Below are 22470 nucleotides of genomic sequence, written 5' to 3'. Positions count from 1 at the left end.
TCTTTTATGAATAAATCCTTATTTCTTCAACCACATATCCAGCCATTCGAAGAATGTACGCTGCCAAAGCACGCCATTCTGAGGTTTCAGCACCCAATGGTTTTCGTCGGGATAGATCAACAACTCGGCCGGAACACCTCGAAGGACAGCTGCATTAAACGCCGCCATACCCTGGTTAGCCAAAATTCGATAATCCTTTTCACCGTGGATGCAGAGAATCGGTGTATCCCATTTATCGACAAACAAGTGCGGGGAATTGGCAAATGTACGTTGTGCCGTCGCATTCTGTTTTTCCCAGTAAGCACCACCCATATCCCAATTAGCAAACCACATTTCTTCTGTTTCCAGATACTGCATTTCCATATTGAAAATACCGTCATGTGCAATAAAGGCTTTGAAACGTTTGTTGTGGTGACCAGCCAACCAATAAACGGAGAAGCCTCCGAAGCTCGCTCCCACACAACCCAGACGATCCTTATCGACAAACGACTCTTTCGCCATCTCGTCAATAGCCGTAAAATAGTCTTTCATGCACTGGCCTCCATAGTCGCCGCTGACCTGTTCGTTCCACTCCATACCGAAACCGGGAAGGCCACGGCGGTTCGGGGCAACCACGATATAGTCGTTAGCAGCCATAATCTGCATATTCCAACGGTAAGACCAGAATTGGCTTACCGGGCTTTGAGGACCACCTTCGCAGAATAACAAGGTAGGATATTTCTTATTCGGATCGAAATGAGGAGGATAAATCACCCAGGTAAGCATCTGTTTACCATCTGTCGTTTTCATCCAACGACCTTCCACCTTACCGATTGTCAACTGATCATAGATATGCTTGTTCTCTGTTGTCAACTGGGCTATTTTATTATTATCAGCCAAATCGATCGAATAGATTTCATCTCCCATGCTCAAAGAATGGCGCTGCACGATCAGCTTATGTTCACCCAACAAAGCCACACCGGCATAATCGTACATTCCGGAAGTAAGCGGCGTGATTTTATTGCTATCCGTCAGATCGATCTTATATACTTGGGACTCACCATGCCATACCCCCGTAAAGTAAAGAGCCTTTGCATCTGCACTCCAAACGAACCCGTCTACGTTGGAATCAAAATCCTTGCTGGCGAATATCTTTTCACCTGTTTCCAAGTTCATGACCATCAAGCGGTTCTGGTCTGACTCATAACCGTCACGCTCCATGCTCTGCCATGCGATGAACTTGCCATCGGGAGAGTATTGGGGATTCGTGTCATACCCCATAATACCTTCACTGATATTGGCCGTCTTTTTCGTATTCAGGTCATACACATAAATATCCGAATTGGTGGACAACGCATATTCCTTTCCGGTCTTTTTACGACTCGTGTAAGCAATCTTGTCCGATGTAGTATTCCATGCCAACTGCTCAATTCCTCCGAATGGTTTCATCGGGCTTTCAAACGGTTCGCCTTCCATAATATCGACAGGGTTACTGATTGCCTTACCATCAAAATCAGCAACAAAAGGATGCGGGGCTGTTGTTACCCATTCATCCCAATGTTTATACATCAGGTCTGTGACAATAATACCAGTAGCCTTATCCAGGTCGGGATATTTATCTGCCGTACTTTTGACTGTCTTTACCTGTGAAATAAACAGGACTTTCTTCTCATCGGGAGAGAAGGCGAAACCTTCGATATCCCCTTCATATTCAGAGAGCTGTCTGCGGTCGCTTCCATCCGGATTCATTTCCCAAAGCTGGCTGCTGCCGCTTTCATTGCAAAGGAAAGCGATTTTTTTTCCACCTTTAATCCAAACAGCTTCATTTTCGGAATAAGACGTTTTTGTAATCTGCTTATTGTCCGTCCCGTCTGCATTCATAACAAACACTTCGCGATTACTTCTGTTTTCCGGTACGCTGTAGTAGGCTACAGTATACACTACTTTCTGTCCGTCCGGAGATACATTCATCCCCCCGATACGTCCCATTGCCCAAAGCACTTCCGGCGTCATCCGTCCGTCTTTGACTTTAATATCCGAACGCCCGATCACATTTTCCGTGTTTCCTTTCTGTTGGGTCGCACGATCGCACGTTTTTCCATCCCCACTACAAGCTCCAAATAATAAGGATGTTGCCATAACCATTGTTCCGATAGATTTATTCATGTAGTTTATAATATATTGTGTTTTGGGCACGAAAGTACAAAATATAATTTATATCTTTGTCCCATTAATTTAAGAACTGAACAGTATGAATAAGATTTGGTTATTTGGAGCCTCCATATGTATGGTTTTAGCATTAGGTTCTTGTAAACCTAAACAGAGTGCGTATAAGGCTGCTTACGAACAAGCAAAAGAAAAAGAATCGACAGCTCCGGTCGAGGTGGTCGAAGAAGAGGAAGTAGTTGAAGAGGTAACTCCGGTTTCTAAACCGAGAACTTCCAACGTCAGTACACGCGCAGAAAGAATTAATGCTGCACAAGGTGAAGATGCAAGCAGACTGAAACGTTACAGTGTCGTTATCGGCAGTTTCAAGAACAAAACAAATGCTTACGCTTTGAAAGAACGTATGCAGAACGACGGATATAACGCTGTTTTGGGAGAAAACGAACAAGGTATGCTTCGTGTGATCGTCGCCAGTTTCAATGACAAAGCCGATGCTGCGGACAGCCGCGATGCAATCAAAGCAAAATACGCTCCAAACTTCCAGGATGCATGGATTCTGGAAAGACAATATTAAAAATCCAATCCACGGTAATAAAAAAGGATGAGTCTTGACAGATTCATCCTTTTTTATTGCTTGCCGTCCCGATTCCATGCTCCTCCGGTTTTGAATACACGAGCATGAAAAACTTTAATCCAATTTCAATACAGCCAAGAACGCTTTTTGTGGAACCTCAACTGTACCGATCTGTTTCATTCGTTTCTTTCCCTCTTTCTGTTTTTCAAGCAACTTACGTTTACGGGAGATATCACCGCCATAACATTTAGCCGTTACATCTTTACGAACCGCCTTTATCGTTTCGCGGGCAATGATCTTGGCTCCGATAGCCGCCTGGATAGCGATATCGAACTGTTGCCGAGGAATCAGCTCTTTCAGTTTTTCACACATACGCCGGCCGAAGGCAACGCTGTTGTCCATATGAGTCAGCGTCGAAAGAGCGTCCACCGGTTCCCCGTTCAGAAGAATATCCAGTTTAACCAGCTTGCTCGGACGAAAATCATGGATATGGTAATCAAAAGAAGCATACCCTTTAGAAATACTTTTCAGTTTGTCATAAAAATCGATTACGATCTCACCTAAAGGCATATCATAATGAATCTCGACACGATCACCGGAAATGTATTCCTGCTTGATCAATATGCCACGTTTACCCAGACAAAGTGTCATGATCGGACCGATAAAAGTCGTATTAGTAATAACAGACGCACGGATGTACGGTTCATCAATATGGTCGATCAACGTAGGATCGGGCAAGCCGCCCGGATTATGAACCTCCGTACAGTTGCCTTTCTTATCGTAAACTTTATAAGACACATTAGGAACGGTCGTGATCACATCCATATTGAACTCACGGTCCAAACGTTCCTGCACAATCTCCATATGCAACAACCCCAGGAAACCACAACGGAAACCAAAGCCCAATGCCGCTGAGCTTTCCGGCTGGAATGTCAAAGAGGCGTCGTTTAACTGGAGTTTTTCCAAAGAAGCGCGCAAATTCTCAAAATCTTCGCTGTCGATCGGATAAACACCGGCAAAGACCATCGGTTTCACTTCTTCGAACCCAGCTATCGCGTCTTTCGCCGGACGGGCCACATGGGTGATAGTATCTCCAACCCGGACCTCGCGAGAAGTTTTAATACCAGAAATAATATAACCGACATCCCCGGTACGAATCTCATCACGAGGAGACATCGTAAGCTTCAATACTCCAACCTCATCGGCATCATACTCCTTACCGGTTGCAATAAATTTGACATGATCTCCTTTACGGATCACCCCGTTTACGACTTTGAAGTAAGCAATAATGCCACGGAAGGGATTAAACACAGAGTCAAAAATCAAGCACTGCAACGGAGCTTCCGGATCACCTTTCGGAGCCGGCACTTTTTCGACAATTGTATTTAAAATGTCATATACCCCTTCTCCCGTCTTACCACTGGCCCGGAGAATATCTTCCCGAGGACACCCCAACAGTTCGACAATCTGGTCTTCCACCTCATCCGGCATTGCACTCGGAAGGTCTATCTTGTTCATGATCGGAATAATCTCCAAATCATTTTCTATTGCCATATACAAATTGGAAATAGTCTGTGCCTGAATACCCTGAGCTGCGTCAACAATCAGCAAAGCACCTTCACAAGCTGCAATCGAACGGGATACTTCATATGAAAAGTCGACATGTCCCGGAGTATCGATCAGATTCAGGATATATTCTTCTCCTTTATAATTATACTTCATCTGAATGGCATGACTCTTGATCGTAATGCCTCGTTCACGCTCCAAGTCCATATCGTCCAGAACCTGCGCCTGCAAATCTTTACCTTCTACTGTTTTGGTATACTCAAGCAAACGGTCGGCCAAAGTACTTTTACCATGGTCAATATGAGCAATAATACAAAAATTGCGGATATTCTTCATCTGCTAAACTTATTTAGGTGTGCAAAGATAGGAAATTTAGGCTAAATTGTTATACATTTGGCATACCATTTGTTATTAATAATATATGACACTACAAGAAATAAACAAAGCATACAACCGCATAGTCGGTTCATTAGACAGTAAAGAATTGAAGAATGCCTTCGATTCCTTACAGGCTCTTATTGCAGGAAGTCGCGAATATTCTTTTCAGGACAAGCTGAACGAACTGCAGGACACCTACAAATATATGCTGCGCTACCGGATTGAAGGAGCAAAAGATCCGATGCAGGAACAGATATACAACAATCTACAGGCATCGACTTATGAATTGGCCGATTCAGTCAAGCAGAAAGCAGTAGCTGTGGAATCTCCCCTATCCTATTACAGCCGCCGAAGAAGCCTGAACATACAGCCTTCTCTCACTTACAAACAGCTGCATGACCAACTGCTCTTAGAACATGAAGCCGGAAAGCACAAAGAAAGTGACGCATTCAATATTCTCATCTTTAATAAGATATGGGTATCTTCTTTTCTGAAAAGAGAGGAAGCTGAAGATATCCGCGGCATGCTACACGACAATGCACTACCTTTTACAACCGGTAGCCAGATTGTTTCCGCCTTGATGTTAGGATTGCAAGAGGCGTTCGACAGAGAAAAGATACTTTTATTGTTCGACGCAGCCAGCCATCCGAACGAAGAGGTCAAAGTCAGAGCATTAATTTCAATCCTGATCACTTTATACACATATAGAAAACGGACGCAGTTATATCCGCAGATAGCTGACAGGCTAGCGGCTTTGGCCGAAACTCCGGGGTTCATCAAAACGATCCGCACAATCATCCTACGCTTCATCTTAGCCCGCGAGACAGAGAAGATCACCCGCAAACTACAGGATGAGATCATCCCGGAAATGTTAAAATTGAGTCCAAAGCTCAGCAAAAAGATCAATCTCAACGAACTCACCCCTGAAGATTTGACAGGAAATGAAATGAACCCAGAATGGGAAAGCTTCTTTTCTGACAGTACCCTCGGAAAGAAAATGGTAGAATTCGGGGAGCTTCAACAGGAAGGGGCCGACGTCATGCACTCGACCTTCGTTCATTTGAAAAATTTCCCGTTTTTCCATGAATTAAGCAACTGGCTACTTCCATTCACAATCGAGCATTCTTATTTCGATGATCAGTTCACTCCGGACAACGAAGCTGAAAAGCAGATGCTCGACTCTATGACATTCGCTGCTTTTATGTGCAATTCGGATAAATATTCGCTTTATTTCAGCATGATGCAATTACCGAAAGAAGCCCGAAAGATGATGATGAACCAATTCGACAGCCAGGCCACAGAAATGATCCAGCAGAATAAAGAAGAATTGATCAGCAAACGTGGAAAACAGGATACGATCATCGGACAGTACATACAAGACCTGTATCGTTTCTTCAAACTATATCCGGGCCATTTGGATTTTACGGATATCTTCACGATGCCGCTCGACTTCCACAATCTTGCCATCCTTCGCCCTTATATTTCTGATAAAGAAAGCCTTACAAACATCGCTGAATATTATCTCCGTAAAAACTATTTTAGCGATGCACTGACCATATTCAACCAATTGGCAAAAACGGATCAAGATAGCGACATTCTTTTCCAGAAAATCGGCTATTGCAAGCAAATGGAAGGAGACTTGAAGGGCGCCCTGGAAGCCTACCTACACGCAGACTTGTTGAATTCCGAAAGCAAATGGGTAATCCGACGAATCGCCGGTTGCTACCGTTCACTTAAACAACCGGAAGAGGCTTTGAAATATTACCGCCGGTACGAAGCTTTAAATCCGGATAATTTATCAGTTCAAATCAGCATTGGCCATTGCCATCTCGAACTAAAGGATTATAACGAAGCGTTGAAATGCTTCTTCAAAGTCGATTACCTGGATAACAAAAGCCATAAGGCATGGCGACCTATTGCATGGTGTTCTTTCCTGACAGGGAAATATGACCAAGCACGGAATTACTACAAAAAGATACTGGATAACCAACCCCACGCACAAGATCTGCTGAATGCCGGACATACCGAATGGGCACTGCAGAATATCAAGGGCGCTCTCTCCTTTTACCAGCAGGCGGTGCAAATGGAAAACGGCAACATCCTTAAGTTCCAAGAACAGTTCAGCCAAGATGTAGCAGACCTGTTGATCGCCGGTATAGAAGAAGCCGAAGTCGCCCTGATGCTGGATCAGTTAAGATATAAAATAGAAGGAGCTATTTAAAAATTTAAAATGGAGAATTAAAAATTAGCTACAGATGTAATTTTCAATTCTCCATTTTAAAATCCCTTTATCCTCTGCTTCCAAGGCTATCCGTATCGGGATTGAGTTCTTTGACAGCATCCTTCACTTCTTTCTCACCTATCGGATAAGTAACAGCTACTTGTTGTACGGGGTATTCTTCCTTTTCCCTATCCACAGCTTTCGATTCGGCATTCTCCGGAATCTTGGCAAAATCTTTGTTCATATCATTCACTATTTATGTTTCTATAGCTATTCAACAATAAAAATGGCCCGGAAGTTCCGAGCCATTCAATCAACCAAAACAAAAAAACCTAAAAACCTAAACATCAACCATCTTTTTCTTTTTGCTCTACTATACGTTAAGGTTTACTAACTACTAAACAATCTTTCTAACCTAAAAACTAAACCTATCAAATCATATATATATTTCCCTTGTTTCCTATTCCTCGTATGCCGGCCATGCCCCCTCTTTCGTACAGACATAAGCAGCTGTGCGGACGGCAAATTCATGCGCTTCCCTTAGCGAAGCCCCTTTCAGCAACGAAATGACCAATGCTCCGGAGAAAGCATCACCTGCTCCAACCGTATCCGCCACCTGCACTTCCGGGTTTTGCAAAGTCGATTCTTCATTAGCGGTATATATCGTACTATAAGCTCCTCCGGCCGTCAGAACCACCAAGCGGAGATTATAGTGTTCTATAAACCAATGAGCCACCTCCTTGTCCGTTCCTTCCAAATGAAACATATCCCGCAGGACGACCAACTCCCCGTCATTCACCTTCAACATATTTGCTAGATAAAGCGACTCTTCGATCAACTCTTTCGTATAATAATGCTGACGCAAATTGATGTCAAAACAACGATAAGCATCGTCCGGGGCAAAAGAAAGAATCGCCTGTATCGTCTCTCTCGACTGTGCGGAACGCTGTCCTAACGTACCGAAGCAAATGGCATCCGCCCGTTCGGCCAAATCAATCGCATTTGACGTCGGAGAAAGATGATCCCAAGCTACACGTTCATTAATAATATAGTCAGGGACACCATCCTGCAGAGTAACCTGTACCGTTCCGGTCGGATAAGGGACTTTCTCGATCAGATACCGGATCGAATTATTATCCAGTTCTTCGAGGATTTCGCGCCCCAGCCCATCGTCTCCCACGGCGCTGATAGCATATCCTTCCGCTCCCAACCGCGACGCATGGTAGACAAAATTGATAGGAGCACCACCTGCTTTCTTTCCTGTTGGCAACATGTCCCACAGGAGTTCTCCTATGCCTACTACGACCGGTTTCTTATTGTTGCTTTGCATTGTTTCATTATAGTTTATTTGACAAGGATAATTTATTATCTACGATGCAAAGATAGAGACAGGTAGCAGATGCGACGATAACTAATGCTACAAGATTGATAACACTTGTTACATTATACTCTTATTTTCGAGTTACATGCACAAATGTTACACAAATGTAACGAGCGTTATTAAAGAGAAGAATATTATTCCTTTTCCAGATACTCCGTCGGAGTAATATTGTAAACGGCTTTAAAACATTTCGAGAAATAAGCAGGCGAACCGAAGCCCGTCGCATAAGCCACCTCATTCACATTCCCGGCTTTCCGTCGGAGTAGAGCAGCAGCTTTCTTCAAACGATAGTTACGCAGGAAATCGGTCGGTGTCACTCCGGCAAGCTCCTTCACCTTCCGGTAAAGATGCACACGCGACAAGCCCAATTTTTCACTACCTTTCTCAATACTGAAATCCGGATCGGCATAGGACTCTTCGATCAGTTTCAAGAAACGATTCATAAAAAGATCGTCCATGCTTCCCGCTTTTTCCTCCTTCACGGAAACAGCAGGCGAAGAAGCATCGCGAGCATAAGCCTCACGCAACCGGACACGATCCTCCAGCAGCTTGATGATACGCAGTTTCACGACTTCTATGTTAAAAGGTTTCTGGATATACGCGTCCGCACCACTGGCAGCCCCGTACATCTGTTGCTTGTCGTCGGACAAAGCAGTCAACAGCATAACCGGAAGATGACTCAGGACAATATCCGACTTGATCTTACGACAAAGATCGAAACCGTTCATTTCCGGCATCATCACATCGCTGATAACCATCGAAACCTCTTCGCTCATCAGCACCTCCAAAGCCTTCACGCCGTTATCGGCAACCAACACACGGAAGTTCTGTTTTAATTCCGCCTGCAAGTAACTCTGTATATCAAGATCATCTTCTACGACCAGAACAGTATAATTGTAGGTACGGTTCAAAACCTCCTGCAATTCATCCGTGTTCAAGTCGGCGACACCACTGGAAAGCTCGGTTACGGAAAGATCGAATGTACAAGATTCGTCAAAATGAGATTTACCTTTCAAGAGGATGACCGTAAAGACAGTACTCTTATGCGGAACACTCTCCACCCGGATCGTGCCTTTGTGCATGTGGACGAACTCACGCGTCAAGTGCAGACCGATCCCCGTTCCCGTCACATAGTTCTGGTCACCGGTAAAGAAACGGTCAAAGACGGAAGCAATATTTTCCGACGGAATACCTTTGCCATTATCTTCGACAGAAAGCTCGACCTGATCTCCTTTATCTTTCAGATGGATCGTGACCGTACCTCCGTCCAGCGTGAACTTGAATGCATTGGACAAAAGATTGGCCAGAATCTTCTCCATCTTATCTCTGTCTACCCATATATTAACAGAAGGGCAGTCATGCTCAAACGTGAAATGTATCTGTTTGGTGGCAGCCATCGTATCGAAATAAGATTTCACTTCTGCCACAAAAGCAACTAAATCTACCTCTCCGACCCGCATATTCATCTTATTGCTCTCTACCTTTCGAAAATCAAGTAACTGGTCCACGACTCTCTTCAACCTTTCCGCATTTTTCCGAATGATACGGATATCGTCTGCCAATGAAGAACCTTCCGGAGCCTCTTTCGACAGCTTGCCGAGCGGACCGAGGATCAACGTCAACGGCGTCTTGATCTCGTGTGTGATATTGGTAAAGAATTGCAGTTTCTGAGCCGTCGACTTCTCAATATAACGGTTTGCCTCAGCCAATTCTTCTTTTTGCTGTTGCACCTGCAAGTTCGTACGTTTCAGCTCGCGGTTCTTCCGCTTCACCGCCCGGTTCACATGGACCACGTACAAGGCGGACAAAAGCAACATCCCCATCAGCAAAAGGATAATGCCGACGGAGTTTTGGAGGAACGTGTATTTGGAAAGCATACTCTCCAAATTCTCCCGTTGCAACTCGATCTGGTGCTGATAGTCGACCACCTGTTCGGACTGGATAAACAGCGTTCCGGCATTGTTCTTATCGATCAAGGCAGAAGAGAGCAAATATTGCCGGGACACATCTTCTCCGTTCAATATCTGCATGGCTACACGGATAGCAAGGCTCCCACCCGTCGGATACAAGACCGAAGCGGCCAACTCTCCGTGCATGACGGCTTCCAGCCCCGATCCCCGTCCCGAAACGGCATCGATCCCCACAAAACAAATCCTGTCCGCCAATCCGGGATGCATCCTTTCGATTGCCCTGCGGGCAGCCATTGCCATCACATCATTATGGGCAAACACAACATCCACCTCCTCCAGCGAATCCATTTCCGCTATCTCCTTCTCCACCGTTTCCGGCTTCCATTTCCCGAATATTTCCTTCACCTTGATGCGGGAGTTCAAAACCTCCATAAAACCGCGATGGCGATCCTGCGCCGGAGAAGAACCGGACAAGCCCCATACTTCCAATACGGTAGGATATTTCTCTTTCACCTGTCGGTTCACGAAAAAGCCGGCCTGGCGACCGATCTCGTAATTGTTACCACCGATATAAGTCGTATATTCGTCCGAACTGATCTTCCGGTCTACCAGGATAGTCGGAATGCCGGCACGGTAGGCCTCAATCGCAATAGGAGTGACAGGTTCCGATTCATTGGCGGAGATAATCAATAGATCGACCTTACGTTTTATCAGGCTGCGTATCTGCTCCACCTGCAACAAACTACTGTCCGCTGCATCCTCGACTAACAGGGAGACGCCCGGATATTCGGAGGCCTGCACCTTCATATCCAGCAACATCGATTTACGCCAAGAACCTTCAAGCGTACACTGCGAGACGCCGATAACAAACTTTTTCTTCTCCGAATCTGTTTTGCAGGAAAAGCAGGATGCCAGAAGTAAGACCAGCAGAGCGTAATAAGTTAGAGCAGGTTTCATTCTGTTTTATTTACAGGTTTCTGCAAATGTACGGAGAAATGGCATACCAGCCAATATTTATTTTGTACATTCGTCCTCCAGTAATCAATTATTCGCATGAAGATCATAAACGAAGCTTTATTGAATGAAACGACCGGGCGTGCCAAACAGTCGCCTCGGCTACGCATGAACTACAACTTTCATGAGCATTTGGACGATCCCGTCAACCGTTTGCTCAATGCCCTGGAACCGGGAACCTACCTCCGCCCACACCGCCATCTGAACCCTAAAAAAGATGAAATATTCCTCCTGCTGCGCGGTCGCATTGCTGTATTCCTCTTTGACAACAAAGGGGAAATCACCCAAACACAGATACTCGATCCGAAAGAAGGTGTTTACGGCGCCGAAATAAAGGCGGGAACATGGCACGGGCTGTTAGTTCTAGAATCCGGCTCTGTCATATATGAAATCAAGGAAGGGCCGTTCGCTCCGCTCGCTCCGGAAAATTTCGCTCCCTGGAGTCCGGCTCCAGAAGACACGAAAGGGGTGGCAAAATATATGGAGTTATTAGGAAAGGCAATATAACCTTGCACTACCTTCCCGTTCCCCTTAAAGAAAACTTTAGTTTCATGCAAGGGAAACTTTATTTTCATAGGGATGAAACTTCTTTTTCATCCCCATGAAACTGTCGTTCCATCCTTATGAAACTGTTATCACATACCTATCGGCTCCTTTATTGCTGGAATACTTTTGTCAAACGGATCATGGCTTCTTTCACCGGACAGTCATTCTTATCCGTTCTGACAATAGCGTTCTCATAATTTTCAACTTTCAAATACCAACATCTGACAATGCTTGCAGTCGAACTGCAACCGGAGGCGCGTATCTTTATAAAGCAGATAATACGGTTCCTTGTAGGGAGACTTGTCTTTCTGATAAGTAGGACACCACCCCATGCTGTAGCGCAGGCAGTGTTTGGTAAACATCAACGGAACATCTTTCCGGGGAGACAGTTCAAATGCCGGGTCAATCTGTTCCACCCCGTGATCCTGGTAGAACGAACGGGCTTTCCCGTTGGCAACATTCCCCAAATAAGTAAGTTGGCGTTCGGGGAAAGGTATCGACACGGACGGCTGCACACGTTTCACTGTCTCACGAGGATAGCGGGCACGGCGTGCTTCCAGCAACTTCTCCACTCCTCTACGGCGCATATCGGCAAGCAGAGAAGAGGGAACGAACCAGTTTTCAGACAAACCGACCACCACCTTCGATGCCTCGAAAGGCGTATTCCCCAACTTGGATAGCTGTGTCCGTATATTATCCTGCTGTTCACGACGCGCCAGCTCTTTCGCAAACGGCTCGGTCAGCATGATCCGTGCTCCCGTCTCATCCTCCATACAAAGCGTAAAACCGAAGGGATTGTCCAAGAACTCGATCTCCACGGACAGCTTGCGTTCGGCTGAAGGCTTGGCGAGCAGTTTATCAAATGCCTGGTCGAAATTGCGGTAAAGCGGAGTCTTGGGGGTAAGCTGCGGCATATCCAGCGGAAACACCCGGTTTGCCTCCACCCGGTTGACGCGGAAACCCTCCAACTCGCCTTTCCTATTAAAGAAAACAAGCCCGTCTCCATTGTTCAATTGCTTCAAGCCGGCCACAGTAAAAGAATTGCCTTTGATCTCTTTGACCATCCCGACAGGTTCGCCCAACGACTTAGGTGTATTGAAAGCGGTAATATCCGCCGTCCGCCCCTCCAAAAGGAACGTAGTGAACCCACGGTTAAAACTCTTTTCAGCTACCGGCTCGAACGTATAAGTGCTTCGACCAGCAGAAGCACGACGATATTCCGGACGGCGGGACAGGACTGCATCTAACTTCTTCCGATAATAAGCCGTGATATTCTTGACATAGCCGGCATCTTTCAACCGCCCTTCGATCTTGAGGGAAGAAACACCTGCATCCAACAGGGCTTCCAGCTGATCCGAACGGTTCATGTCCTTGAGCGAAAGCAGATGTTTGTTGCTGACGATCTCCGTCCCTGTCGCATCGACCATCGTATAGGGCAGGCGGCAATATTGGGCGCATTCTCCGCGATTGGCACTACGTCCACTCAAAGCGGCGCTCAGATAACATTGCCCGCTATAGCTGACGCAGAGGGCGCCGTGCACAAATACTTCCAGCGGAACGGTAGTCGCTTCCGATGTCCGGCGAATCTCGTTCAGCGACAATTCACGTGCCAGAACCACCTGTGTAAAGCCTGCGGCTTCGAGGAAACGGACCTTTTCCGGTGTGCGGTTGTCCGTCTGCGTGCTGGCGTGAAGCGGAATAGGAGGCAGGTTCAGCCGGGTAATCCCCATATCCTGAATGATCAGGGCATCCGTCCCGACACGCCAGAGATCCCAGATCATCCGTTCGGCTTCTTCCAACTCATCTTCTTTCAATATCGTGTTAAGCGTAACATAGATGCGGGCGCCATACAGATGCGCATACTCGCAAAGCTCACGTATATCATCCAAAGAGTTGCCGGCAGCAGAACGCGCACCGAACTTGGGCGCACCGATATAGACGGCATCGGCACCGTGATTAATCGCTTCAATCCCGCAATTGAGGTCTTTAGCCGGAGAGAGAAGTTCTATAGGACGGGATTTTGTTTGCATGCTATTATTTCTTATTTCTTGATTACAAATCACCCAACTTGCTGATATCCTCGATACGGAACGGGGTTTCCTGATAGACATAATAGTTCAGCCAGTTGGTGAACAGAAGATTGGCATGACCACGCCAGCGGACCACCGGACCGAGGGCCGGATTGTTATTACGGTAATAGTTACGGGGAACGGCAATAGGCAATCCCTTGTTCACGTCGCGCATATACTCGTCATTCAGCGTGTAAGGCGAGTATTCGGAATGCCCAGTGATAAAAAACTCGCGTCCTCCGCGCGCCATCGCCATATAGACACCAGACTCTTCGCTTTCGGACAAGAGCGTCAAATCGGGAACTTTCATCACATCCTCGCGGCGTATCTCCGTATGCCGGCTGTGCGGCACATAGAACTCGTCGTCGAAGCCTCGGAAGATCGGCACATAGGGCTCGCGCAACGTATGGCGGAACACGCCGAACATCTTGGCTGGCAGATCATATTTGGGGACACCATAAAAATGGTACAACCCGGCTTGCGCCGCCCAGCATATATATAAGGTAGAAGTCACATGCGTACGCGCCCAATCGAATATCTCGGTCACTTCCTCCCAATAGTTCACTTCCTCGAAAGGCATCTGCTCTACCGGAGCACCTGTGATAATCATGCCGTCGTAAAAATCATCCTGCATCTCGTCAAAGTCTTTATAGAATTCCTTCATATGCTCGATCGGCGTGTTCTTGGGAGTATGGCCTTTTATCTTCATAAAGTCGAGCTCCACTTGCAAGGGGGTATTGCTCAGGAGGCGAACAAGGTCCGTCTCCGTCGTGATCTTCAGTGGCATCAAGTTCAGCACAACTACACGTAGCGGACGAATGTCCTGCTCAGACGCACGCAACGAGTCCATCACAAAGATGTGCTCTTTCTTCAACAGCTCAACAGCTGGCAAGTTCTTCTGTAGGTTTAAAGGCATCTTCTTTCCTTAATTATTTATACAAGGCACAAAGATAGTGAGAAATTGCCTTTCGTTGAAAATAAATCGTTGTTTCCCGCGTTTGTAGATTTAATAATTAGATGGAATATGAAGATTCGTGCAATAGCTACACTACTATTTATATTATTTTCGATAAGTGCTTTCGGGCAGGGACGTGCCAAAATCAGCGGTTATATCCGCGACGCGGACGGTAATCCGCTGGACTTGGTCAATATCCGGGTCAAGAACACATTAAACGGGACGATGAGTAATGAAAAAGGCCACTACTCGCTTTCGGTCGCAACCGGTGACTCGGTGACGCTTATCTATTCATGCCTGGGCTACAACAAGGCCGAAAGGATCCTACCTCAGGTAACCAAAGATATGCGTCTCAACGTGCAGATGAACTATACATCACTCGAACTGGGAGAAGTCGTAGCTACCGCCATCCGAAAGCAGACAACCACCCTTGAAACCCTGAATGCCGACCGCGTCAAACTACTCCCCGACCCTGCCGGAGGAAGCATTGAAAGTCTGGTCGTTACATTTGCAGGCGTTACTTCCAATAACGAATTAAGTTCGCAATACTCCGTACGCGGCGGCAGTTATGACGAAAATATCGTATATGTGAACGGACTGGAAGTGTTCCGTCCGCTGCTCATCCGTTCCGGACAACAGGAAGGGTTGAGTTTTATCAACCCGGACATGACGGAAGCCGTCAATTTCTCCGCCGGAGGATTCGAAGCCCGTTATGGGGACAAGATGAGTTCCGTGCTGGACATCACCTACAAAAAACCGAAAGGATTCGAAGGTTCGGCTTCCGCCAGCCTGCTGGGAGCCAATGCTTATGTGGGCAGTTCTTCCGGCAAGTTCACACAGGTGACCGGTTTCCGTTACAAAACAGGACGATCTCTTTTGAAAACAACCGATACGGATGCCGAATATGATCCTAATTTCATTGATTTGCAGACTTATATGACATACCAGCTTGCTCCCAAATGGGAGATCAACTTTCTCGGAAACTTAGCCATAAACAATTATAAGTTCATTCCCCACACCCGAGAGACTTCTTTTGGAACGGCAACAAATGCCAAAAAATTTAAAGTATTCATGAGTGGCCAGGAACGGGATAAGTTCGAAACGTTATTCGGAGCACTCACTTTAAAGCATAACCTGAACGACAATACGGAACTCGGCTTGCAAGCATCCGCCTTTACCAGTAAGGAAGAGGAAGGATATGATATTGCCGGTGATTACTGGCTGGGAGATGCAGCCGAAGAAGGAGGCGGAGAAATACAGAAATTATCCATCGCACGCTATAACGAGCACGCTCGCAACCGTCTGCACTCCAATATCATGAATGTCGGGCATTATGGTGTCGCTCGCATAAAAAACAATACGTTGAAATGGGGTGCTACCGTCCAGTTGGAGAAAATCAACGACAAGATCAGCGAATGGGAAAAACGCGACTCCGCCGGATACTCGTTACCGCAAGGGGGCGGGAATGTCAACGTGATCGCAAACCTGTTCTCGGATAACAAACTGGAAAGCACACGTATTTCCGGCTATTTGCAGGATGTATTCAAGTTTCGTACCAAACAAGGACTGTTCACGCTGGTTGGTGGTGTACGCGGCAGCTATTGGAGTTATAACAGGGAATTTATATTCAGCCCGCGTGCTTCAATAGGTTTCATTCCGAACTTCGACCAGAACCTGACATTTCGGCTGGCTTCCGGTCTGTATTATCAGTCTCCGTTCTATAAGGAATTACGTACAACTGTGCAGGACGAACACGGCAACAGTATCATACAACTGAACAAAAACCTGAAATCACAGCGTTCCATCCATGTCATTGCAGGAGGCGATTATACATTCCGGGCATCCGGCAGAAATTTCAAAGTCAGTGCCGATATGTATTATAAAAAATTGGATAACCTGAACCCCTATACGGTGGATAATGTCAAAATCCGATACTACGGCGAGAACTGTGCGCAAGGCCATGCGATGGGGCTCGATGTCAAATTCTTCGGCGAATTTGTTCCGGGTACGGACTCCTGGATCAGCTTCTCCCTAATGAAAGCGGAGCAAAGCATCCGAGGGAGCGAATATGTACCGATGCCTAACAGCCAAGGTTATAATGTCTCGCTCTTTTTTCAGGATTATTTCCCCGGATACAAACGTGTCAAACTGAATCTGAAAGGCGTACTGTCCGGCGGCCTTCCCGTCACAGCCCCACGTACAGGCTACGAGGACGGCTATTTCCGTACTCCGACCTACAAACGCGTGGACCTCGGTTTCTCCTACCAGCTTGCCGGGGGAACGGATGCAATCATGGATCGCGGATTCTTCCGCAATCTCAAGAACATTTGGCTCGGATTGGATATTTTCAACTTGTTCGACATAAAGAACACTAGTTCCTATTATTGGATTACCAATATAGACAACCACCAGTACGCAATCCCTAATTACCTGACCGGAAGACAATTGAATATTCGACTTATCGTTGATTTTTAACCACATGATTTCAAAAATATGCTTTTTAAACATATCCGGATCATGCTGATAAATATTAACGAATTATTTCTCTATTAATAAAAAGAGTGTACCTTTGCCAACATAGAACAAAAAGCAATATTAAATTACTAAATTATTATTGACATGGAACTTACACATATCGAACATTTGGGTATCGCAGTAAAGAGCATCGAAGCTTGCCTGCCGTATTATGAAGAAGTTTTAGGACTAAAATGCTACAACATCGAAGAAGTAGCAGACCAGAAAGTAAAAACTGCATTCTTTAAAGTAGGCCAGACTAAGATCGAGTTGCTGGAGCCGACAAGTGAAGACAGTACAATCGCTAAATTTATCGAAAAGAAAGGTGAAGGTATCCACCACATTGCATTTGCTGTTCCCGACGTACAGGCAGCATTGGACGAAGCCGAATCAAAAGGTATCAAGCTGATCGACAAAGCTCCTCGTGGAGGTGCAGAAGGCTTGAACATTGCATTCCTTCACCCGAAATCGACATGCAGCGTTCTGACCGAACTTTGCATGCCGGGAAAATAAGAAACAATTGACAATTGAGAATTGACAATTATTTGATGCTATTCAATTGTCAATTCTCAATCGTTAATTGCCAATTAAATAAGTTCATTTCTAACAACAAATCTATAGTACAATGAGTAACCAACTTGAAAAAGTAAAGGAGCTTATCGCCCTTCGCGAAACAGCTCGTTTAGGTGGTGGAGAAAAAAGAATCGAATCTCAGCACAAAAAAGGTAAATACACCGCACGCGAACGTATTGCCATGTTGCTGGATGAGGGAAGTTTTGAAGAATTCGATATGTTCGTACAACATCGTTGTACAAACTTCGGTATTGAAAAAACTAAGTATTTGGGCGACGGTATCGTAACAGGTTACGGAACGATCGACGGACGTCTGGTATATATTTATGCTCAGGATTTCACCGTGTTCGGCGGTGCTTTATCCGAAGCATTGGCCATGAAGATCTGTAAAGTAATGGATCAGGCCATGAAGATGGGTGCTCCCGTTATCGGTCTGAACGACTCGGGTGGCGCACGTATCCAGGAAGGTGTCAACGCCTTGGCCGGTTATGCAGAAATCTTCCAACGTAATATCTTGGCTTCCGGGGTTATTCCTCAGATTTCCGGTATCTTCGGTCCATGTGCCGGCGGTGCGGTTTACTCTCCTGCCCTGACAGACTTCAATATCATGACCCGCGGAACAAGTTACATGTTCCTGACTGGTCCGAAAGTTGTAAAAACAGTTACAGGCGAAGACGTTACACAGGAACAATTAGGTGGCGCAAGCGTACATACGACCAAATCCGGTGTGGCCCACTTCGCAGTCGATACGGAAGAAGACGGTTTACAGTTGATCCGCAAATTGATCAGCTTCCTGCCGCAGAACAACCTGGAAGAAACTCCTCTGATCGAATGTAAAGACCCGATCGACCGTCTGGATGACAACCTGAACGACATCATCCCTGACAATCCTAACCAGGCTTACGATATGTATGAAGTTATCGGAACCATCATCGATAACGGCGAATTTCTGGAAGTACATGCCGACTATGCCAAGAACATTATCGTCGGTTTCGCCCGTTTTAACGGCCAGACTGTCGGTATCGTAGCCAACCAGCCGAAAGTAATGGCAGGCTGTCTGGACAGCAACGCCTCCCGCAAGGCAGGTCGTTTCGTCCGTTTCTGTGATGCTTTCAACATTCCTTTGGTTACATTGGTTGACGTACCGGGATTCTTACCGGGTACAGGCCAGGAATACAACGGCGTTATCCTGCACGGAGCCAAATTGCTTTACGCTTACGGCGAAGCCACAGTGCCTAAAGTAACTGTAACATTGCGTAAATCTTACGGTGGAGCCTATTGTGTGATGAGCTCCAAACATCTGCGTGGCGATATGAACTACGCATGGCCGACAGCCGAAATCGCAGTTATGGGCCCAAGCGGCGCTGTAGAAGTGATCTTTGCAAAAGAAGTGGCTGCCTCGGAAGATCCGAAAGCTTGCGCTGCAGAAAAAGAAGCCGAATACAAAAAAGCATTTGCAAACCCATACAATGCAGCTCAATATGGCTATATTGACGATGTTATCGAACCTCGTAACACTCGTTTCCGTATTATTCGTGCTTTACAACAATTGCAGACCAAGAAGTTAAGCAATCCTGCCAAGAAACATGACAATCTGCCTCTATAATTCTTAAAACAGGAAATGAATATGATTAATAAGAAAATAGGGGTATTGCTGCTGTTCGCGTTGCTCGTTTCATTCGGAGCAAAAGCACAGCGTGCAACCTCCATGCGAATAAATGAAGTGCTGGTCATCAACGAAGATAACTTTGTTGATGATTACGGCAAACGCCATGCCTGGATCGAATTGTTCAACAATTCGGCCGGTTCGGTCAATATCGCCGGTTGCTACTTGACTAATGACAAGAGCAACCCGAAAAAGTATCCGATTCCGAAGGGCGACGTTCTAACAGTAATTCCTCCTCGCCAGCACACTTTGTTCTGGGCAGACGGAGAACCGGATCGGGGAACATTCCATGTCAATTTCACGCTCGACCCATCAAAAGAAAATTACATTGCGTTATACGATGCAGACGGTAAAACTCTGATCGATGAGATCGTTATCCCTGCTTCACAAAAAGCAGATGTCAGCTATGGTAGAACTTTAGACGGACAAGGTGAATGGACAGCTCTGACAAAAGTTACACCCAGCACCAATAACGTAACATTGGATTCTAACGAGAAAATCGAAAACTTTAAAGAAAATGATTCTTGGGGTATCGGTATGACCCTGACTGCCATGGCAGTTGTGTTCTCCGGATTATTCCTGTTGTTCATCATCTTTAAACAAATCGGAAAGCTCTCGATCGCGGCCAGCAAACGCAATGCACAGAAAGCGGCCGGAGCGGCTGTTATTGCAGACAATGCAGGTCAGGAATCCGGGGAAATCTTTGCGGCTATCGGTGCGGCTCTATACGAAATGAGCGACGACAACCACGACATCGAACATACGGTTCTGACGATCCGCAAGGTTCAAAGATCTTATTCTCCGTGGAGTTCCAAGATTTACGGTCTGCGTGAAGTTCCCAAAAAGTAATTATCTCTAAAAACAAACAAGAATGAAAAGTTTTAAATATACTATTAACGGTAACGTATATAAAGTACATATCAGCTCGGTAGTGGATGACATCGCTGAAGTAGAAGTAAACGGTACTCCCTATCAGGTAAAAATGGAGAAACCGGCAAAAAAACAGATGGTTACACTGAAACGCCCGGCTCAAGCTCCTACAACGGCAAGTGGCGAACCGGTTATTTCCCGTCCGGCAGCCTCAACCACCAAGGGCGCTGTCAAATCTCCGCTGCCAGGTGTAATCCTGCAGGTTAACTGTAAAGTCGGTGATACTGTCAAGAGAGGCCAGAATCTACTTGTCCTCGAAGCCATGAAGATGGAAAACAACATCAACGCCGACCGTGACGGCAAAATCATTGAAATAAAAGTAAACAAAGGGGATTCCGTACTGGAAGGTGCTGACCTCGTCGTAATAGGATAATATTATGTTAGGATCAGTATTATTACAGGCAGCAGGTACGGCTCATGAAAGCTTTCTCCAGTTCTTGGGAGAAAACTTGGAGTTGTTCCTCACTTATACAGGAGTCTACAACGCGACACCGGGTCACCTTATCATGATCCTTGTCGGTCTGTTGTTCATCTTCCTGGCTATTAAATATGAATTCGAGCCTATGCTCCTTATCCCTATCGGATTCGGTATCCTGATCGGTAACATTCCGTTCAAAGATGCAGGATTGCAGGTGGGTATTTACGAACAAGGTTCTGTGCTGAACATCCTCTACCAGGGTGTAACCTCCGGATGGTATCCGCCGTTGATCTTCCTCGGTATCGGGGCCATGACCGATTTCTCCGCATTGATCTCCAATCCTAAACTGATGTTGATCGGTGCAGCGGCTCAGTTCGGTATTTTCGGAGCATATATCATCGCTCTTCAAATGGGATTTGAACCGAACCAGGCCGGTGCAATCGGTATCATCGGTGGTGCCGACGGCCCGACAGCAATCTTCCTTTCTTCCAAGTTAGCTCCGAACTTGATGGGTGCTATTGCAGTATCAGCATACTCTTATATGGCGCTGGTTCCTATTATCCAGCCTCCGTTCATGCGCCTGCTGACGACTCAGAAAGAACGTCTGATCCGTATGAAACCGCCGAGAGCCGTTTCTTCCACGGAAAAGATCGTATTCCCGATCGTAGGCCTGTTGCTGACTTGCTTCCTTGTTCCTTCCGGTCTGCCTCTGTTGGGTATGCTGTTCTTCGGAAATTTGTTGAAAGAAAGTGGTGTAACACGTCGTTTGGCTGAAACAGCCCGTGGTCCGCTGATTGATACGATCACGATCCTGTTAGGTATTACGGTAGGTGCTTCTACTCAAGCAACTCAGTTCCTGACATTGAACTCCATCAAGATCTTCGGTTTGGGAGCGTTGTCATTCGTGATCGCAACATGTGCAGGTATCCTGTTCGTGAAGTTCTTCAACCTGTTCTTGAAAGAAGGCAATAAGATCAATCCGCTTATCGGTAACTCCGGTGTGTCTGCCGTGCCCGACTCTGCCCGTATCTCTCAGAACGTAGGTCTGGAATATGATCCGACCAACTACCTGTTGATGCACGCCATGGGTCCGAACGTAGCAGGTGTAATCGGTTCTGCCGTAGCAGCCGGTATCCTGTTGGGATTCTTAGGATAATTCACTTATTCTACATAAAAAGGAGCTGAACTCCAAGTCATCTCCAAATATAAAAACTTACCCAAGTTTACGGACTTTAACGTATTCTTGGGTAAGTTTGTATATGCGCACAACGATTCATCAGAAGTATATTAATGGCTGTATCATAAAAAACTATTTACGACACAGCCTCCCTTTTTATATCCGACCTTATCAGATATTTTGTTCGACGGTCATCGGATCTGTCTCTGGATTTGCCTCCTGTTCCAATGTTGTCCCCAAAAACAACCAAATCATTAACAGGATAATCGCGATCACCACACCAAAGACCAGCAGTACATTCGTATTCTTTCGTCTCATGTCTATTCTTCAATATTGATTTGAAAATTAAACAAGACACCCCCTTTTTTGGTTTAACCGTTCCTTACTTTTGTTCTTTATTTAACTGAGTAAATATTTTAGAAAGAATGTTTTT

17 protein-coding genes are annotated in these 22470 nt (G+C 45.9%); 9 read left to right on the top strand and 8 right to left on the bottom strand.

Features of this window, described 5'->3' with window-relative positions; genetic code table 11:
- Nucleotides 1-18: 18 nt before the first annotated feature.
- A complete protein-coding gene (locus NQ542_RS02475) occupies nucleotides 19-2145 on the bottom strand; it encodes a S9 family peptidase (protein ID WP_005640234.1) in 2127 nt (708 codons plus the stop codon).
- 85 nt (nucleotides 2146-2230) lie between these two features.
- Here NQ542_RS02475 and NQ542_RS02470 point away from each other — a divergent pair, with 85 nt between their 5' ends.
- Nucleotides 2231-2719 carry an SPOR domain-containing protein gene (locus NQ542_RS02470; RefSeq protein WP_005640233.1) on the top strand — a complete coding sequence of 163 codons (489 nt, stop codon included), beginning with the start codon at nucleotides 2231-2233 and terminating at the stop codon, nucleotides 2717-2719.
- 114 nt (nucleotides 2720-2833) lie between these two features.
- Here the strand turns inward: NQ542_RS02470 and lepA are convergent, their stop codons facing one another.
- The gene (gene lepA, locus NQ542_RS02465; protein ID WP_005640232.1) at nucleotides 2834-4621 is read right to left on the bottom strand and encodes a translation elongation factor 4; all 1788 of its coding nucleotides are present in this window, start codon (nucleotides 4619-4621) and stop codon (nucleotides 2834-2836) included.
- Between the two features lie 85 nt (nucleotides 4622-4706).
- Between lepA and NQ542_RS02460 the strand changes: the two genes are divergently transcribed.
- The gene (locus NQ542_RS02460) at nucleotides 4707-6884 is read left to right on the top strand and encodes a tetratricopeptide repeat protein (RefSeq protein ID WP_005640231.1); all 2178 of its coding nucleotides are present in this window, start codon (nucleotides 4707-4709) and stop codon (nucleotides 6882-6884) included.
- 67 nt (nucleotides 6885-6951) lie between these two features.
- Here NQ542_RS02460 and NQ542_RS02455 read toward each other — a convergent pair whose 3' ends face one another.
- The 3 genes from NQ542_RS02455 to NQ542_RS02445 all read right to left on the bottom strand — a co-directional run bounded on the left by NQ542_RS02455 (nucleotide 6952) and on the right by NQ542_RS02445 (nucleotide 11132).
- A complete protein-coding gene (locus tag NQ542_RS02455; RefSeq protein WP_005640230.1) occupies nucleotides 6952-7128 on the bottom strand; it encodes a hypothetical protein in 177 nt (58 codons plus the stop codon).
- A gap of 216 nt (nucleotides 7129-7344) precedes the next feature.
- Nucleotides 7345-8214, bottom strand: coding sequence for a carbohydrate kinase family protein (locus NQ542_RS02450; protein ID WP_005640229.1), 870 nt, complete (start codon nucleotides 8212-8214; stop codon nucleotides 7345-7347).
- A gap of 185 nt (nucleotides 8215-8399) precedes the next feature.
- A complete protein-coding gene (locus NQ542_RS02445) occupies nucleotides 8400-11132 on the bottom strand; it encodes a substrate-binding domain-containing protein (RefSeq protein WP_005640228.1) in 2733 nt (910 codons plus the stop codon).
- A gap of 96 nt (nucleotides 11133-11228) precedes the next feature.
- On the opposite strand from NQ542_RS02445, the gene NQ542_RS02440 reads away from it, so the two are divergent.
- The gene (locus NQ542_RS02440; protein ID WP_005640226.1) at nucleotides 11229-11696 is read left to right on the top strand and encodes a WbuC family cupin fold metalloprotein; all 468 of its coding nucleotides are present in this window, start codon (nucleotides 11229-11231) and stop codon (nucleotides 11694-11696) included.
- A gap of 239 nt (nucleotides 11697-11935) precedes the next feature.
- On the opposite strand, the gene NQ542_RS02435 is transcribed toward NQ542_RS02440, so the two are convergent.
- Nucleotides 11936-13765, bottom strand: coding sequence for a peptidase U32 family protein (locus tag NQ542_RS02435; protein ID WP_005640223.1), 1830 nt, complete (start codon nucleotides 13763-13765; stop codon nucleotides 11936-11938).
- A 22-nt stretch (nucleotides 13766-13787) separates the two neighbouring features.
- Nucleotides 13788-14720: a homoserine O-acetyltransferase MetA gene (metA, locus tag NQ542_RS02430; RefSeq protein WP_005640220.1), complete on the bottom strand. Its 933-nt coding sequence runs from the start codon at nucleotides 14718-14720 to the stop codon at nucleotides 13788-13790.
- Between the two features lie 108 nt (nucleotides 14721-14828).
- On the opposite strand from metA, the gene NQ542_RS02425 reads away from it, so the two are divergent.
- From NQ542_RS02425 to NQ542_RS02400, 6 genes are all read left to right on the top strand, one after another.
- On the top strand, nucleotides 14829-17234 hold the full coding sequence (locus tag NQ542_RS02425; protein ID WP_005640219.1) for a TonB-dependent receptor: 2406 nt from the start codon (nucleotides 14829-14831) through the stop codon (nucleotides 17232-17234).
- 144 nt (nucleotides 17235-17378) lie between these two features.
- Nucleotides 17379-17786, top strand: coding sequence for a methylmalonyl-CoA epimerase (mce, locus tag NQ542_RS02420; RefSeq protein WP_005640217.1), 408 nt, complete (start codon nucleotides 17379-17381; stop codon nucleotides 17784-17786).
- A gap of 112 nt (nucleotides 17787-17898) precedes the next feature.
- Nucleotides 17899-19452, top strand: a complete 1554-nt coding sequence (locus NQ542_RS02415) for an acyl-CoA carboxylase subunit beta (protein WP_005640215.1) — start codon at nucleotides 17899-17901, stop codon at nucleotides 19450-19452.
- Between the two features lie 21 nt (nucleotides 19453-19473).
- Nucleotides 19474-20361 carry an OadG family transporter subunit gene (locus NQ542_RS02410; RefSeq protein ID WP_005642237.1) on the top strand — a complete coding sequence of 296 codons (888 nt, stop codon included), beginning with the start codon at nucleotides 19474-19476 and terminating at the stop codon, nucleotides 20359-20361.
- A 22-nt stretch (nucleotides 20362-20383) separates the two neighbouring features.
- Nucleotides 20384-20815, top strand: a complete 432-nt coding sequence (locus NQ542_RS02405; protein ID WP_005640211.1) for a biotin/lipoyl-containing protein — start codon at nucleotides 20384-20386, stop codon at nucleotides 20813-20815.
- 4 nt (nucleotides 20816-20819) lie between these two features.
- A complete protein-coding gene (locus NQ542_RS02400) occupies nucleotides 20820-22016 on the top strand; it encodes a sodium ion-translocating decarboxylase subunit beta (RefSeq protein WP_005640209.1) in 1197 nt (398 codons plus the stop codon).
- A 192-nt stretch (nucleotides 22017-22208) separates the two neighbouring features.
- Here NQ542_RS02400 and NQ542_RS02395 read toward each other — a convergent pair whose 3' ends face one another.
- Nucleotides 22209-22355, bottom strand: a complete 147-nt coding sequence (locus NQ542_RS02395) for a hypothetical protein (RefSeq protein ID WP_005640207.1) — start codon at nucleotides 22353-22355, stop codon at nucleotides 22209-22211.
- Nucleotides 22356-22470: the final 115 nt, after the last annotated feature.

This window comes from Parabacteroides merdae ATCC 43184 (assembly GCF_025151215.1).
Taxonomy (GTDB): domain Bacteria; phylum Bacteroidota; class Bacteroidia; order Bacteroidales; family Tannerellaceae; genus Parabacteroides; species Parabacteroides merdae.
This window is presented reverse-complemented; position numbering and strand designations above follow the sequence as displayed.